We start from the raw sequence: 14,694 nt of genomic DNA on the forward strand, positions 1-14,694 counted from the left end.
ATTAAACAGTTGTTTTAAACATATGTTTAAAACGAGAGATAGATAGAGGGAGTGGAGAGATTGAAACAAGCATTGCAGGCATTTATGAAGCGCCCGACCACATGGATCGGGATTATTACGGCACTGATGTTCCAGATCATATTCTCTTTGATTTGGATGACGGGCTACGACGGGGTAACGGACCGTGCCGATCAGCTGCATATTGCGGTTGTCAATAAAGATAAGCAGCTTGGAGAGCAGGTAGCGGCAAATCTGTTGAAAGAGCTGCCTTTCCGGATGTCCCGGCTGGATGATTTGGACGCTGCCAAGCAGCAGCTGGATGACCGGAAGCTTCAGATGATTATTTATATGCCGGAGGATTTTACGCAGAAGGCGGCGTCTCCAGGCGGGCACGCGAACATTCAGTATTGGATTAATGAGTCGAATCCTGCTTTAATTAAAAGTATGATGGGCGGGGTAGCCGAGCAGGTTACGGCCGAGGTCAACAAGCAGGCAGTAGCTGCCGGCGTTAAGACAAGGCTTGGAGAGGCTGCCAAGATGCCGGAGGAGCAAGCTGCAACGGCTGCGCAAAGTTTGGCTGAGCGCGTAACGGCGGATATTCAGTCGACTAACGCCATTCATGGCATGAACAATCAGATGGTGCCGATGATGATGGTGCTTGCTTCTTATGTCGGTGCCATGATTATGGGCATGAACCTCGAGCAGTCGGCGATGGCCGTATCGGCCGTGGTAAGCCGCTGGAGAAGATTTGGCGCGAGGAGTGTCATTAATATTGCGGCAGCAGCTGTTGTATCATTAGTAGGCTCGACATTGCTGTTATCGCTTGGCGGACAAATCGAGCAGGGCTTTTTCCATCTGTGGTTGTTTGAAATGCTGTTCCTGCTCACCTTTATGTTCGTATCGCAGATGTTTCTCTACCTGTTCGGGATGGCAGGCATGCTGTTTAACATTATGCTTCTGTCGGCGCAGCTGGTATCTTCGGGTACGATTGTGCCGCGGGAGCTGTTATCGGATTTCTATACCGGGCTTGGTTCCGTTCTTCCCGCAACGTATGCGGTGGAAGGAAACATGAACTTACTGTTTGGCGGACCAGGCGTAGGCCATGAGGTAGCGGTTCTCTTCCTGATTACGGCGGTAGCGGTAGCGGTGAGCGCTGCAGCGACGGGGCTGAAACGCAGCGCCGTCCGAAAGCATGAGGCAGCGGTTGCGGCCAAATAAATCGTTCTAATAGATAGGCTTGGAGGATAAGAAAATGACAACGAATGAGAGCGATGTGAAGTCCCGCATCCTGCTTGCGGCAAAGAAGCTGTTTGCCAGCCAGGGCTTTGACGGGACGACGGTAAGGCAAATTTGCGAGGAAGCGGGCGGGGCTAACGTCGCTCTCATTTCGTATTATTTTGGCGGGAAAGAGAATATGTTCGCGGCTTTGTTCGATGCCTATTTTCCTAGTCACCAATTTGTCAAAGTGGACAAAAGCCTTCCTCCGCTTGAGGGCGTCAAGCTGGTAATCTCGGAGGTAACCAAGTTCCGTTACAGCGATCCGGAGCTGGTTCAAATCATCCAGTATGAAATCCTGCTGAACACCTCCCGTATCGACAAGATCCGCTATTACGTCATGCCGCTGTGGCAAGCGCTGCGGCAGTGGCTGGAGGCGGGCCGCGAGCAAGGCGTGTTCCGGTTCAATTCGGTTGATCTTACTCTGTACTCTATTGCGGGCGTATTATTGTTTAACCGCAACTCCGAGTATTGGCAGGTTATCCGCCGCGAGGGGCCTTACACGCTGGAATACACGATAGAAGAGATGACTCATTTTATTTTAGGCGGCTTGCAAGTCAAGCCGTAAATGAAGACGGCATGCGCATCATCGCGTATGCCGTCTTTTAGCTAGGGCTATAATGGTGAAGGTGCCTTCGCTCAGTTGTTAAATAACTGCAAAAATGATTCAAGACACTTGAAATCAGACCCGAAAATGAGTATGATAAAAATGGTTGTTAGCACTTAAAGCTTACGAGTGCTAATTTAAAACAATAAGCGACAAATTTTTTAAGGAGGCTATTTTCAATGATCAGACCTTTAGGTGAACGCGTATTGATCGAACCGATCGCAAAAGAAGAAACGACTGCAAGCGGCATCGTTCTGCCGGATACGGCTAAAGAAAAGCCGCAAGAAGGCAAAGTGGTGGCAGTTGGCAGCGGCACGCTGAAAGACGGCGTTCGCGTTGCGCTTGAAGTTCAAGTTGGCGACCGCGTCCTTTTCTCGAAATATGCGGGAACAGAAATCAAATACGAAGGCAAAGAGTATTTGATTATGAAGGAAAGCGACATTCACGCGATCTTTGGATAAGCCCGTTTTCTAACATAGAGGGCAAGACGGAAGATACTTATTATACTTTTTGGGAGGTAACTGGTAATGGCAAAAGAAATTAAATTTAGCGAAGACGCTCGCCGCGCAATGCTGCGCGGTGTTGATCAACTTGCAAACGCGGTTAAAGTAACGCTTGGTCCTAAAGGCCGCAACGTGGTGCTGGAGAAGAAATTCGGCAGCCCGCTCATCACGAACGACGGCGTTTCCATCGCGAAAGAAATCGAGCTGGAAGACGCATTCGAGAACATGGGCGCTCAACTGGTTAAAGAAGTAGCGACGAAGACAAACGACGTTGCCGGCGACGGTACGACTACGGCAACCGTTCTGGCTCAAGCGATGATCCGCGAAGGCCTGAAAAACGTTACGGCCGGCGCTAATCCTATGGTTATCCGCAAAGGCATCGAAAAAGCGGTTAAAGCTGCGGTTGAAGAGCTGAAAGCTATCGCTAAGCCAATCGAAGGCAAACAATCGATCGCGCAAGTGGCATCGATCTCCGCCGCTGACGACGAAGTTGGCCAACTGATCGCTGAAGCGATGGAAAAAGTGGGCAACGACGGCGTTATCACAGTAGAAGAATCCAAAGGCTTCGTAACCGAGCTTGAAGTGGTTGAAGGCATGCAATTCGACCGCGGTTACGTTTCCCCTTACATGATTACAGATACAGATAAAATGGAAGCTGTCCTCGACAATCCATACATTCTGATCACGGACAAGAAGATCTCCAACATTCAAGAGATCCTGCCGGTTCTCGAGAAAGTTGTTCAATCCGGCAAACAGCTCCTGATCATCGCTGAAGATATCGAAGGCGAAGCGCAAGCTACGCTCGTCCTGAACAAACTGCGCGGCACATTCACTTGCGTAGGCGTTAAAGCTCCGGGCTTCGGCGACCGCCGCAAAGCGATGCTGGCTGATATCGCTGCACTGACTGGCGCGCAAGTAGTAACGGAAGAACTCGGCCTTGAGCTGAAATCGGCTACTGTGGACCAACTCGGTTCCGCTCGCCAAATCCGCATTACGAAAGAAAACACGATCATCGTGGACGGCAGCGGCAACCCTGAAGATATTCAAGCTCGCGTTAACCAAATCCGCGTGCAACTGGAAGAAACAACTTCCGAGTTCGACCGCGAGAAGCTGCAGGAGCGTCTGGCTAAACTGGCTGGCGGCGTAGCGGTTATCAAAGTCGGTGCGGCAACCGAAACCGAACTGAAAGAGCGCAAGCTCCGCATCGAAGATGCCCTGAACTCGACTCGCGCGGCGGTTGAAGAAGGTATCGTATCCGGCGGCGGTACAGCTCTGATCAACGTATACAAAGCGGTTGCAGCTGTTCAAACGGCTGGCGACGAGCAAACTGGCGTTAACATTGTATTGCGCTCCCTCGAAGAGCCGCTTCGCACAATCGCTGCGAACGCTGGTCAAGAAGGTTCCGTTATCGTTGAGCGTCTGAAAAACGAAAAAGTTGGCGTTGGCTACAATGCCGCAACCGGCGAATGGGTAAACATGTTCGAAGCGGGTATCGTTGACCCTGCGAAAGTAACTCGTTCCGCTCTGCAAAACGCAGCTTCCGTAGCGGCTATGTTCCTGACTACCGAAGCGGTTGTTGCCGACAAGCCTGAGAAAGACAAACCGGCTATGCCTGATATGGGCGGCATGGGCGGTATGGGCGGCATGATGTAAGAATTGGACAGAACGTCCAATTCGGAAATCAGTCATCTAACAAGAGAGGCTGCAAACGAGCTGTTACAGCGCGTTTGCAGCCTCTCTTTACTATATTCCGCATTATTTCCTATTCAGAATCCCCAAGTATTCATGCCACGGTCCCACGTCCCCGACATAACGGTTTGCCATAACCCTGACGACTTGGGCGATATGCGTCATGTCGTGTACGGCCCAAGTAGCAATTAACTCCCGTACCTTTACGACGCCGAATGCAGGATGGGAACCGGTCTTCTCAAGAATGGATTCATCCTTTACGAGCTCCTCGAGTCTCGCGATATTAAGGGTCCGGATTTCAATAAATTCAAGTAAAGACTGTTCAATTGACCGGGGGGAGGTAGGCTTCAAATGGGCGAAACGGTTAAAGGAGGGAAACGGCGCTTGTTCGCCTTCGGCAAGGATAAATTCGAGGCGCGGAATCCAATTGCTTTTCTCTCCCTCAATCAGATGGTCAATGACCTCCCGCGCATTCCAAGTCCCTTCGCCTTCGCTGCATGCCAGCCAGCCATCAGACAAACCGGATAAAAAAAGCTGTAAGGTTTGGGGCGTGCGTTCCAATACTTCGATCGCTTCCGTGAGATTAAAATTCATTTGATTACTCCTCTCCTAGAAACCGTTCTGTCCTAATAGCCTATCATAAAAAAATACCACTTGTAATCCAGGCTTCTTTCCTAGTATGATTAGAAATGCATTTTTAAAAAGACTCATATAATCATGGGAATACGGCCCATAAGTTTCTACCGGATAACCATTGCAACTATCCGACTATGAGTGATCGCTTTTTTACATTTAGCTTTGCTATGCTTTTCTGTACCGGAAGTAGTGGGAAAGTGGAAGAATGTAGTTCAGCGTGCACGAATTCGTTTAACGTAGGGACAGGCCAATTATAGGCTTGTCCCTTTTTTTATCAACTAGAGGAGCGAAAAAGATGAAACTGCTGGAAGATCGCATACGCAAAGAAGGATTAATATTGTCCGATACGGTGCTGAAGGTGGATTCCTTCTTGAACCATCAGGTAGACACGGAGCTTGCTCTGGAGATTGGCAAGGAATTGGTCGCCCGGTTTGCGGATAAGACCATTACGAAGGTGCTCACGATCGAAGCGAGCGGCATTCAATTTGCGATGGCTGCGGGCATTGCGCTTAAGGTTCCGTTTGTATACGCCAAGAAGAAAAAGGCGGTTACGCAGTCGGAGCAGGTCTATTCGGCGTCCGTTCATTCCTTTACCAAGCAAGAAACGTATCAGGTGACGGTTTCTAAAAATTATTTGGGACCCGGCGACAAGGTCCTTATCGTAGACGATTTTCTCGCGACGGGCGCAGCCCTTGTTGGCTTAGTTGAGATCGTGAGAGAATCCGGTGCCGAGCTCGCCGGCGTTGGCTGCGTCATTGAAAAAGGATTTCAAGAGGGCAGGGGATTGCTGGAGCAAATGAATGTCAGCGTCGAGTCGCTTGCAACCATCTCCAGAATGGCGCCGGGGGAAATATATTTCGAGGAACCTGCGATAAGCAAAAAGCTCGTAAAGGAGACGGTATAAGAGATGCTGGGCAAACAGAGGGCATTTACATTAGGATTTCAGCATGTCTTGGCGATGTACGCGGGCGCCGTTGTAGTTCCGATAATCGTTGGGGGTCAGCTCCACTTGACTCCAGCACAGATGGCTTACCTGATTGCGGCGGACCTGTTCACTTGCGGTCTTGCAACGATTCTGCAGGTGCTGGGCACCAAATATTTCGGCAGCAGACTGCCGGTTATTCTCGGCTGCACGTTCACGGCCGTTGGCCCGATCATAGCGGTTGCGTCTGCCTCGAATTTGGCTACGGCTTACGGGGCCATCATTTTATCAGGCTTATTCGTTGTATTGGCAGCACCGCTATACGGGAAGCTGTTGAAGTTCTTCCCGGTTATCGTTACCGGTTCGGTCGTTACAATCATTGGACTTTCGCTGATACCGGTGGCCATGAATAACGTTGCCGGCGGGCAGGGCAGCGATGACTTCGGATTGCCGCGCAATCTGTTGCTGGCGCTTGGCACGCTTATCGTGATTTTGCTCGTTAACCGTTTCGCCAAAGGCTTCTTGCGCTCCATTTCCGTGCTGATTGGACTTGCCGTTGGCACGATCGCCGGGTATGCGATGGGAATCGTCAGCTTTGCGCCGGTAAACGATGCTTCCTGGTTCAACATGGTTCAGCCGTTCTACTTCGGCACGCCGCAATTCAGCCTGACTGCCGTGTTCACGATGATTATCGTCAATATTGTCAGTATGGTGGAATCCACGGGCGTTTACCTGGCTGTCGGAAGAGCGACGAATCAGAAGGTGGAGCAAAAGCAAATCATTAACGGTCTCCGCTCGGAAGGCGCGGCCATTATGCTTGGCGGATTATTTAATGCATTTCCTTATACGGCCTTTTCGCAAAATGTCGGTCTGATCACGTTGACCCGCGTAAAGACCCGCGACGTGATATTTGCGGCCGGCGGCATTATGGTTGTGCTTGGCCTGATCCCGAAGCTTGCCGCGATTACAACGGTTATCCCGAACGCGGTGCTTGGCGGAGCAATGATAGTGATGTTCGGCTCCGTTGCGGCATCCGGCATCTCGATCTTGTCGGAAGTCAATTTGCGCGAGGAGCGGAATTTGCTTATCGTTGCATGCAGCATTGCCGTTGGTCTCGGATCCTCTGCGGTCCCTCAAGTCTTCGACCAGCTGCCGGATTTTGCGAAGATGCTTCTGCAGAACGGGATCGTAACCGGCTCGCTTACGGCAATTTTGATGAATTTATTATTATCCGGCAAGAATAGCCCGGAAGAAGCTTAGGTTTCATGCGGGTTGTTTATGGGGATGTAACAGGATAGGGGTTACATCCTTTTTTGCTTCAGTAAATCGTCTCAGATTCCTTTTTCCTTAGCCAGTTGAAGCCGAAGCTCGGCGTTTTTTACGGACAATTGCTTGGCCAGACCCGTTTGCGATTCGGCCAATTGCACGGCTTGAGCGCTGAGCTTTTTGATTTGGGTCATTTTACTCTGGTCCGCCGGCGAGGAGCCTTCCGGTTTATCCGTTTGCAGCTGTTTGATTTTGGCGTTTATTTTAGCGATTTTACTTTTATCTTGAACAATCTGCCGCTCTATTTCCGCTATATCTCGTTTTAACCGGCTGATGATCGACGACGTGAAACTGATGGACATGGCAAGCACCTCATTATCGTATTGGGAAGCACGCCTCATTCTACTATAAAAAGGAGTATGCCGTATATTGGCTTCTATTACTCGTGCTCTCGAGTGAGGATGAGGTTATTTGGGAATGCTTCCATAGTAGGGCTGACGACTTAGTAAATCTGAAAATTATGGGAGAAAAAACCTGTATCTTTATACGCGATAATGAATTATAATCAACTGGTTTTCTAATGATTAGACATCAGGAGCTGAATGACATGACGTTTAAAAAAAGCTTAGTTTTTATTTTGACTTTAGTCGTTGTAATGACGCTGGCAGCATGCGGCGGTAAAAACAACGCGAATAATTCTTCCTCTAACGAAAGCCCGGCTGCATCCGCGGATAACGGTGCCGCAGCGGCTACAGGCAAGCTGGCCGACATTAAGAAAGCAGGCAAAATCGTTCTGGGCACAAGCGCCGAATACGCGCCTTACGAGTTCCACAAGAATGTTGACGGCAAGGATCAAATCGTAGGCTTCGACATTGAAATCGCAAAGGAAGTTGCCAAGGACCTCGGCGTTGATCTGGAGATTAAAGATATGGACTTCGGCAACCTGCTTGCGGAGCTGAAGCTGGGCAAGATCGACTTCGTTATCGCGGGCATGACGCCGGATGAGGAACGCTCGAAGGCGGTAGACTTCTCCAAGATTTATTACGAAGCAAAGCAAGGCGTACTTGTGCGTGCGGAGGATAAAGACAACTTCACGACGATGGCTGACCTTGAAGGTAAAGCGATCGGCGTTCAAATGGGCTCGACGCAAGAGAAAATCGCTCAAGGCATCAAAGGCGCGAAGCTGAAATCCTTGGGCAAAACAACGGATTTGGTACTTGAGCTGAAATCGAAAAAGGTTGATGCTCTGATTGTCGAGCTTCCGGTTGCGCAAGGCTATGCCAACGTAAACTCGGATCTCGCGTTGACAAGCATTTCCCCTGAATACGAGTCCGGCGGTTCCGCGGTAGCGGTTAACAAAGGCGAAAAAGACCTTCTGGCTGAGATTCAAAAAACGCTTGATCATCTGACCGCGGACAAGAAGATCGATCAATGGGTATCGGAAATGACGCAAATCTCGGAACAATAAACCGCGAAACGTATGCGGCTCCGATAGAGGGAAGCCGCATACGTTTACGCTTGCGCGAATACAAAAGGCAGGGTAGACATCATGGAATTAGCGTATCATTGGGATTTTTCTTTTCTAAACGACTACGGTTCGTACTACTGGATCGGCATTAAAAAGACGTTAGAGGTATCGCTGCTCGCCGTGCTTAGCGGTCTTGTGCTTGGCACTCTCGTGTCCCTTCTGCGCTTGTCGGGATTGTGGCTGCTTCGTTTCATCGGAACGGTATATGTTGAAATCATACGCGGAACACCGCTTCTCGTTCAGCTGTTCTTGTTCTATTACGGGCTTCCGATCTTCCTTGGCTTCGATATCGGAATCTTTACGGCCGCTTATCTGACTCTTACCGTGAACAGCGGCGCTTATATTGCCGAGATTATGCGCGCGGGGATTCAGGCGGTGGACAAAGGGCAAATGGAGGCCGCCCGTTCTCTGGGGATGTCGAAGGGCTTGGCGATGCGTCAAATCATTCTTCCTCAGGCCTTCAAAAACGTATTGCCCGCGCTTGGCAACGAGTTTGTCGTTGTAGTGAAGGAGTCATCGGTGCTGTCCGTTATCGGGTACGCCGAATTGACTTACCAGGCCAATGCGATTAGGGGCGCGACCTATATTTCCATTGAGCCGATGCTTGTTTCGGCGCTGATCTATTTCGTCTTGATCTTTACGTTGTCCAAGCTGCTTGGCATTGGCGAACGGAGGTTGAAAACAAGTGATTAAAGTAACCGGACTTAAGAAATCTTTCGGCAAAGCGAATATTCTGAACGGCATTGACGCGGAGATCGCGAAAGGCGAGGTTGTTGTCGTCATCGGACCAAGCGGCTCCGGCAAAAGCACCTTCCTCAGATGCCTGAACCTGCTCGAGACGCCTACGGACGGCGTAATCGAATACGAGGGCAAACGTCTAACGGACCGCAACACCAATATCAACGAGCTTCGTCAAAGCATGGGCATGGTGTTCCAGCAGTTTAACCTGTTCCCGCACAAGACGGTGCTGCAAAATATTACGCTTGCTCCAACCAAGGTGCAGAACGTCGCAAAGGCGGAAGCGGACAAAATCGGTCTTGAGCTCCTGCGCCGCGTTGGCCTTGAGGAAAAGCGCGACACGTACCCGAACCGCTTGTCCGGCGGCCAGAAGCAGCGCGTAGCGATTGCGCGAGCGCTTGCGATGCGCCCGCATGTGATGCTGTTCGACGAGCCTACGTCGGCACTCGATCCCGAGATGGTCGGCGAGGTGCTGGATGTCATGAAGTCGCTCGCGAAGGAAGGCATGACGATGATCATCGTCACCCACGAGATGGGCTTTGCGCGCGAGGTCGGGGACCGCTTGTTGTTTATCGACGGCGGCCAGATTGTCGAGCAGGGACCTCCGCGGGAAGTTTTCGCGAATCCGCAGCATCCAAGAACGAAAGAATTCCTCAGCAAAGTGCTATAAGGATTATAAGAAATACAGAAAGAGACCTCGGATGGCGCATCAGCCAAACGAAGTCTCTTTTTTGCCTAACGGGGATTGTTCAAGCGGGGTTTACTTCTTGATCGTAATATTCAAAGCCTGAGCCAGCTTGTTGAAAATGGAGGTATTCTCGAAAATGCCCGTGAACAGCTCCGACCCTGCGCCTGTTGCCGTAACCGGAACGTCAACGCCCGTATGGCCGGAAGTTGTCCAGTCTACGACAAAGTTCAATTTAGAGTTCGCGATTGCGAACGGACCGTCTTCGCCGGAGATGGTCTTGCCGTCCGTAGACTCGTCGGAATCGTCTACCTCTTCAACCGAGAAGCCGCCTGTTTCGTGGTCGGCGAGAACGAGCACCAGCGTATCCGGATGCTGCTTCGCAAAGTCCTTCGCTACTTTAACCGATTTGTCGAGCTCTTGACCGGCTTTGATCGTGAGCTTCGCGTTGTTGTTGTGAGCCATTTCGTCCGTTGCTTCCTCTTCGACCATAAGGAAAAAGCCTTTTTTATTTGTTGACAGAGTATCCAGCGCCTTTTTCGTCATGTCGGCAAGCGGCACGATCGGGTTGTAGACATCGCCTTGGCCTTCCGGCTTTTGCTGGAACATTTCTTCGTTGGCAAACAGACCAAGCAGCTTGCCCTTCGCTTTTGTCATGTCCGTTTTGTTCGTTACGTACGTATAACCAAGCGACTTCGCTTTTTTCACCAGGTCGCCTTGCGTTCCTTTGCTTTTCTCGGAAGGATCGGCCGCCGTCTCATCATCGAAAGCGCCCTTGTTGCCTGCAGGATACCAGAAGTCTTCGCCGCCGCCAAGCAGCACGTCAACCTTCGACTTCGTCAAATATTGCAGGGCGATATCGCTTTGCTTGGAGCGGTCCTCTACATGGGAAGCGAAAGCCGCAGGCGTTGCGTCCGTAATTTGGCTTGTTGTAACAAGGCCGGTAGACATGCCTTTATCCTTCGCGTACTCCATGATCGTTTTTACGCTTTTTTTGTTTGCGTCCACGCCGATTGCGCCGTTGTACGTTTTTACGCCGCTCGCGTATGCGGTTGCGGAAGCGGCGGAATCCGTAATGGCCGTTGTGGAGCTTGTATGAATGAGGCCGACGTAAGGCATCGAATCCATAGCCAGCTGTCCGCTTTCGCCAACTGTAGCCAGCCGGATGGCATCACGCTGCGCGGTGCCCATGCCGTCGCCAACGAAGAGTACAACGTTTTTTGCTTTTTGGTTAGCAGCGTTAACCTGATTGCTGCTCTGAATACCTGTATAACCGGTAACAACAAGTGCGGCTGCTGCTGTGCCAAGGAGTGCCGTTTTCAAAACTTTGCCTTTCATACTTGTATCTCCTCCTAATTGATCGCTCGTATTCAATTGCATCTTAACGAGCCTCTATTAGGAGAATGTATAGGAGAGGTGAAGGTTTTGTAAATTAGTAACAAAAATAGGAGTAAAGTTGGATTTTGGCGAAAAATCGGAACTATAGTCTTATAAACTCCTGCACCCAATAAGCCCGGTAGCGGCTGTCCGTTGTCCCGGGTGCATAACCGATTCCCAGATGCGTGAATTTAGGAGACAAAATATTAGCCCGATGCCCCGGACTATTCATCCAGGCTTCCATGACGGCGTCCGCCGTCCGCTGACCTGCGGCTATGTTTTCCCCGTAAGCGGTCCATTCCACGCCAAATTGCGCCAGCATTTGCCCGGGAGTGCCGCATGTGGGAGAAAGATGATCGAAATAATGGTTGTCTCTCATATCCTGCGCCTTGGCTTCCGCCGCCTCGAAAAGCACTTCCAGTCTGGTGAGCGCCTGCAGGCCGGCCGCCTCCCTTGCTTGATTGACCAGGGCAAACACTTCGTCCTCAAAGTTTTCCTGCAAAGGATAGAGCAGATCCGTTTTTGCGCTTTTGCTTTCCGTGTTCGTTTTCTTCGTTGCGCCAGATTTTTTCCTTGTTGCGGTTTTCTTCTTCGTCACCCAAATTATCCCCCTAATCGCTCGTGCTTCCGGAATATGATATTCTATTCATACGATCAAGTCTGGTTTGGATGGTTGGTCAGGTTGATAGAGTAGGAGTGATATAAAATGTTTAACGCAAGCTTGTATACGGGCACAAGAGAAGAAAACTATTCGCTGCTTATCAAGCAATTAACGGGCCTGGTGGAGGACGAGAGCAGCCGGATCGCCAATCTGGCGAATGCCTCGGCGCTTCTTCAGCAGTTCCTGGACGATATTAATTGGGTGGGTTTTTACTTGCTGGAAGGAGATGCGCTTGTCCTCGGGCCGTTCCAGGGGAAGCCGGCCTGCACGCGTATCGCGGTTGGCAAGGGAGTATGCGGTACGGCCGTGGCGCGCAAGGAAGCCGTTCTGGTGGAAGACGTCCATCAATTCCCGGGGCATATTGCCTGCGACAGTGCTTCCAACTCCGAACTCGTTATTCCGCTATACGGCGGCGGACAGATGATCGGCGTGCTGGATATCGACAGTCCGTCGTTTGGCCGCTTTGACGAAACGGATCTTAAGTATTTGACTATTTTTTGCGAGCGCTTAGGAGAGTATCTATAATATCCTGCTAAAAAAGGGGTACATGCTCAGTTTTCTTGGCAATGTGCATCATTCGTTAAAATTCAGCAAACGCACAATTTTGATGAATGCCTATACCGTTTGGGTTTTTAAACATAGGATACTGTACATTAGTTAAAGGAGATGAACAAATGAGCTACGGAGTAGGTCCTGTTGCAGGTGCCGGTTGCGGATATGGCGGCGGCAGTGCTTTCGGATTCATTCTTGTCCTCTTCATTCTGTTGGTCATCATCATCAGATCCGTATGGCTTTAATGTCGATTAAATAAAAGAAGACTGCCCGCGCCATCCCATGGCGCGGGCAGTCTTCTTTCCGCTGCGGCGGGGCATGGTTGCAGGCGGCCGCGGTAGCGCTATAATGAAGGGAATGACAGACGGAAGGGAACTACAGCGATGAACACGAACATTATACCGATTTATTTGCTGTCGGGGTTTCTTGGCAGCGGCAAGACGACGCTTCTAACCGGTTTGCTGGACCACTGGCAGGCTCAAGGGCTGAAAGCGGCCGTTATCATGAATGAGCTGGGCGATATTAATCTGGACGGCCAGATGGTCGGGGATAAGGTACCGATGTCGGAAATGCTGAGCGGCTGCATCTGCTGCACGATCCGAAGCGATCTCAGCCTGGAGATCAAAGCCCTCATCGATACGCATCAGCCGGATGTCATCGTAATCGAATCGACCGGTGCGGCGAATCCGATGGAGATTATGGACGGGGTAACGGAAGCAGCCTTGTATTGCCGGATCGAGCTGCAGAGCGTTATTACCGTCGTGGATGGTCCTGAACTGCTGCAGCGGAGCCGGAGCGGGAAAGGCAAAACGTTTAAGCTCATGCGCGACCAGATCCGGTGCGCCACAAGGCTGCTTCTGAACAAAGCGGACAAGCTGGCCCCGGACGAACTGGTGGAGGCCCAGCAGCTGGTCCGCGAGATGAATGCCGTTGCTCCGGTGTTAACAACGGTCCGCTGCCGGGTGGAGGATTGGACTTTCATCGAGCGGCAAGCGGGGGAGGCCCCGCGGCTATCCGGCGCGAATCGAGAAGAGGCGGCAAGCGAACATGGTCATCATGAAGGTCATCACCATCATCACACGCATGAGCATGTTATGGTTATGACGCATTACATGAACGGGGCGGTTGACAGCGAAGCGTTTGAGGCGTTCTTGAAGCAGCTCCCGGATCAGGTGTACCGGGCGAAAGGAATCGTGTCGTTCTCGGATACGGCCAGCCGCTTCTTGTTCCAATACGCTTACCGGGAGACGGACTTTATCCGGATCACGCCGCAGGGCGAAGTGAATGACGTAGCCGTCTTTATCGGCGAGCATTTCTCGAAGGATGCTTTGCTAGAGGAGCTTCGTAAGCTCGAGCGTGAGGGCGAGCCCAGCAATTCGACAGAATAATCGTCTATGCGACAAGGTCATGTCTATCTATTCGTATGCTTGGGAAAAATAATTCATGAGGGGCATCAAAGCTCCGGCATCACGAATTGGATAGGAAGGTGTGGCAAGGCATGAAAAGAAAAATCATCGGCGCATTCGCAGCGACTATGCTGCTGCTATCGGCTCCAGTCTATGCGGCGCAGCCGGAGGAGAAGGCTCCTGCAGCTCAGGATAACAGGATCGAGGATGGCCCTGAGCATGGTCATCATCATCATGACGGTATGTTCGGCAAGAACAAAGAAGAGCACCGGATGGAGAAGCTCCGTTATATGGCCGATTACTTCGGCATCAAGACGGAGGGTAAGACGGCCGAGCAGCTCCGAACGGAGCTGGAAGCAGCAAAGCAGAAGGATAAAGCGAAATGGGAAGCCTTCAAGACGGAGCATAAAGCGAAAATGCTGGAGCATCTGCGTCAGAAGGCCAAGGAAAACGGCATTGCAACGGAAGGCAAGACGGCCGAGCAGCTTCGCCAGGAGCTTCATAAGCTTCACCGGATGCACCACAAGAGCGATGCGCAGCAAGAGCCTCAGCGGGATGTCAAACAGGGCTGAACGAAGCCAGGACTATAGAATCAATAGGATAGAGGCTGCTCCGCTAGCGAGCAGCCTCTATTTGTTTTCAGAAATTTCGATAAGTTACAAAATTCGACATTAATATGTCGAAGAATTGATTATTCTGTCATATTAATTCCCGATCTTCCGTTGAATTTATCTTATTTTGTCAAGTATACTAGAACCATATCATATATTGGAAATTACGCATAAGTAGGTCTTTGGAAAGAGAAGGAGGATAGAATTTTGAGGAAAATAAGGCTCAGCATCGCACAGA

At 50.8% G+C, this 14,694-nt stretch carries 17 protein-coding genes and 1 riboswitch; of the genes, 13 read left to right on the plus strand and 4 right to left on the minus strand.

The annotated features are described in order from the left end of the window. The first annotated feature begins 51 nt into the window (after positions 1-51). From EV294_RS28505 to groL, 4 genes are all read left to right on the plus strand, one after another. Positions 52-1,218, plus strand: a complete 1,167-nt coding sequence (locus tag EV294_RS28505) for a YhgE/Pip domain-containing protein (protein ID WP_243711829.1) — start codon at positions 52-54, stop codon at positions 1,216-1,218. A 34-nt stretch (positions 1,219-1,252) separates the two neighbouring features. Continuing rightward, positions 1,253-1,843 (plus strand): TetR family transcriptional regulator, encoded by a 591-nt coding sequence (locus EV294_RS28510; RefSeq protein ID WP_132313191.1) that lies wholly within the window; start codon positions 1,253-1,255, stop codon positions 1,841-1,843. A gap of 218 nt (positions 1,844-2,061) precedes the next feature. Further along, positions 2,062-2,343: a co-chaperone GroES gene (gene groES, locus EV294_RS28515; protein ID WP_132313193.1), complete on the plus strand. Its 282-nt coding sequence runs from the start codon at positions 2,062-2,064 to the stop codon at positions 2,341-2,343. 66 nt (positions 2,344-2,409) lie between these two features. Further along, positions 2,410-4,038 carry a chaperonin GroEL gene (gene groL, locus EV294_RS28520; protein WP_132313195.1) on the plus strand — a complete coding sequence of 543 codons (1,629 nt, stop codon included), beginning with the start codon at positions 2,410-2,412 and terminating at the stop codon, positions 4,036-4,038. A gap of 102 nt (positions 4,039-4,140) precedes the next feature. Here the strand turns inward: groL and EV294_RS28525 are convergent, their stop codons facing one another. After that, a complete protein-coding gene (locus EV294_RS28525; RefSeq protein ID WP_132313197.1) occupies positions 4,141-4,668 on the minus strand; it encodes a DinB family protein in 528 nt (175 codons plus the stop codon). A 93-nt stretch (positions 4,669-4,761) separates the two neighbouring features. Beyond that, a riboswitch (purine riboswitch) is annotated at positions 4,762-4,865 on the plus strand. 140 nt (positions 4,866-5,005) lie between these two features. Here EV294_RS28525 and EV294_RS28530 point away from each other — a divergent pair. Next, complete coding sequence (locus EV294_RS28530; RefSeq protein ID WP_132313199.1) at positions 5,006-5,614, plus strand: xanthine phosphoribosyltransferase; 609 nt, start codon at positions 5,006-5,008, stop codon at positions 5,612-5,614. A gap of 3 nt (positions 5,615-5,617) precedes the next feature. Next, entirely contained in the window at positions 5,618-6,892 is a 1,275-nt protein-coding gene (locus tag EV294_RS28535) for a nucleobase:cation symporter-2 family protein (RefSeq protein ID WP_132313201.1), read from the plus strand. Between the two features lie 71 nt (positions 6,893-6,963). Here EV294_RS28535 and EV294_RS28540 read toward each other — a convergent pair whose 3' ends face one another. Next, on the minus strand, positions 6,964-7,260 hold the full coding sequence (locus EV294_RS28540) for a hypothetical protein (protein ID WP_132313203.1): 297 nt from the start codon (positions 7,258-7,260) through the stop codon (positions 6,964-6,966). Positions 7,261-7,505: 245 nt separating this feature from the next. Between EV294_RS28540 and EV294_RS28545 the strand changes: the two genes are divergently transcribed. The 3 genes from EV294_RS28545 to EV294_RS28555 all read left to right on the plus strand — a co-directional run bounded on the left by EV294_RS28545 (position 7,506) and on the right by EV294_RS28555 (position 9,834). Further along, positions 7,506-8,366 (plus strand): ABC transporter substrate-binding protein, encoded by an 861-nt coding sequence (locus tag EV294_RS28545; RefSeq protein WP_132313205.1) that lies wholly within the window; start codon positions 7,506-7,508, stop codon positions 8,364-8,366. A gap of 81 nt (positions 8,367-8,447) precedes the next feature. Then, the gene (locus EV294_RS28550; protein WP_132313207.1) at positions 8,448-9,119 is read left to right on the plus strand and encodes an amino acid ABC transporter permease; all 672 of its coding nucleotides are present in this window, start codon (positions 8,448-8,450) and stop codon (positions 9,117-9,119) included. Then, positions 9,112-9,834, plus strand: a complete 723-nt coding sequence (locus EV294_RS28555) for an amino acid ABC transporter ATP-binding protein (RefSeq protein ID WP_132313209.1) — start codon at positions 9,112-9,114, stop codon at positions 9,832-9,834. Before EV294_RS28550 ends, EV294_RS28555 begins: the two co-directional genes overlap by 8 nt. Before the next feature lie 90 nt (positions 9,835-9,924). On the opposite strand, the gene EV294_RS28560 is transcribed toward EV294_RS28555, so the two are convergent. Further along, positions 9,925-11,187 (minus strand): alkaline phosphatase, encoded by a 1,263-nt coding sequence (locus EV294_RS28560; protein WP_132313211.1) that lies wholly within the window; start codon positions 11,185-11,187, stop codon positions 9,925-9,927. Positions 11,188-11,329: 142 nt separating this feature from the next. Then, a complete protein-coding gene (locus EV294_RS28565) occupies positions 11,330-11,824 on the minus strand; it encodes a CAP domain-containing protein (protein WP_132313213.1) in 495 nt (164 codons plus the stop codon). A gap of 108 nt (positions 11,825-11,932) precedes the next feature. On the opposite strand from EV294_RS28565, the gene EV294_RS28570 reads away from it, so the two are divergent. The 4 genes from EV294_RS28570 to EV294_RS28585 all read left to right on the plus strand — a co-directional run bounded on the left by EV294_RS28570 (position 11,933) and on the right by EV294_RS28585 (position 14,417). Next, positions 11,933-12,412 (plus strand): GAF domain-containing protein, encoded by a 480-nt coding sequence (locus EV294_RS28570; protein ID WP_132313215.1) that lies wholly within the window; start codon positions 11,933-11,935, stop codon positions 12,410-12,412. Between the two features lie 149 nt (positions 12,413-12,561). Further along, entirely contained in the window at positions 12,562-12,684 is a 123-nt protein-coding gene (gene yjcZ / locus EV294_RS28575; protein WP_015842688.1) for a sporulation protein YjcZ, read from the plus strand. Positions 12,685-12,822: 138 nt separating this feature from the next. Continuing rightward, positions 12,823-13,827, plus strand: coding sequence for a CobW family GTP-binding protein (locus EV294_RS28580; protein WP_132313217.1), 1,005 nt, complete (start codon positions 12,823-12,825; stop codon positions 13,825-13,827). A 110-nt stretch (positions 13,828-13,937) separates the two neighbouring features. Next, a complete protein-coding gene (locus EV294_RS28585) occupies positions 13,938-14,417 on the plus strand; it encodes a hypothetical protein (protein WP_132313219.1) in 480 nt (159 codons plus the stop codon). The last annotated feature ends 277 nt before the right edge of the window (positions 14,418-14,694 follow it).

It is taken from the genome of Paenibacillus sp. BK033, assembly GCF_004345425.1.
Classification (GTDB): Bacteria; Bacillota; Bacilli; order Paenibacillales; family Paenibacillaceae; genus Pristimantibacillus.

Excerpts from the sequence above, each read along its gene's own strand:
- yjcZ (WP_015842688.1), top strand. The coding sequence starts at position 12,562 with ATGAGCTACGGAGTAGGTCCTGTTGCAGGTGCCGGTTGCGGATATGGC.
- EV294_RS28570 (WP_132313215.1), top strand. The coding sequence starts at position 11,933 with ATGTTTAACGCAAGCTTGTATACGGGCACAAGAGAAGAAAACTATTCG.
- EV294_RS28525 (WP_132313197.1), bottom strand. The coding sequence starts at position 4,668 with ATGAATTTTAATCTCACGGAAGCGATCGAAGTATTGGAACGCACGCCC.
- EV294_RS28540 (WP_132313203.1), bottom strand. The coding sequence starts at position 7,260 with ATGTCCATCAGTTTCACGTCGTCGATCATCAGCCGGTTAAAACGAGAT.
- EV294_RS28530 (WP_132313199.1), top strand. The coding sequence starts at position 5,006 with ATGAAACTGCTGGAAGATCGCATACGCAAAGAAGGATTAATATTGTCC.
- EV294_RS28545 (WP_132313205.1), top strand. The coding sequence starts at position 7,506 with ATGACGTTTAAAAAAAGCTTAGTTTTTATTTTGACTTTAGTCGTTGTA.
- groES (WP_132313193.1), top strand. The coding sequence starts at position 2,062 with ATGATCAGACCTTTAGGTGAACGCGTATTGATCGAACCGATCGCAAAA.
- EV294_RS28580 (WP_132313217.1), top strand. The coding sequence starts at position 12,823 with ATGAACACGAACATTATACCGATTTATTTGCTGTCGGGGTTTCTTGGC.
- EV294_RS28550 (WP_132313207.1), top strand. The coding sequence starts at position 8,448 with ATGGAATTAGCGTATCATTGGGATTTTTCTTTTCTAAACGACTACGGT.
- EV294_RS28510 (WP_132313191.1), top strand. The coding sequence starts at position 1,253 with ATGACAACGAATGAGAGCGATGTGAAGTCCCGCATCCTGCTTGCGGCA.
- EV294_RS28560 (WP_132313211.1), bottom strand. The coding sequence starts at position 11,187 with ATGAAAGGCAAAGTTTTGAAAACGGCACTCCTTGGCACAGCAGCAGCC.
- groL (WP_132313195.1), top strand. The coding sequence starts at position 2,410 with ATGGCAAAAGAAATTAAATTTAGCGAAGACGCTCGCCGCGCAATGCTG.
- EV294_RS28585 (WP_132313219.1), top strand. The coding sequence starts at position 13,938 with ATGAAAAGAAAAATCATCGGCGCATTCGCAGCGACTATGCTGCTGCTA.
- EV294_RS28535 (WP_132313201.1), top strand. The coding sequence starts at position 5,618 with ATGCTGGGCAAACAGAGGGCATTTACATTAGGATTTCAGCATGTCTTG.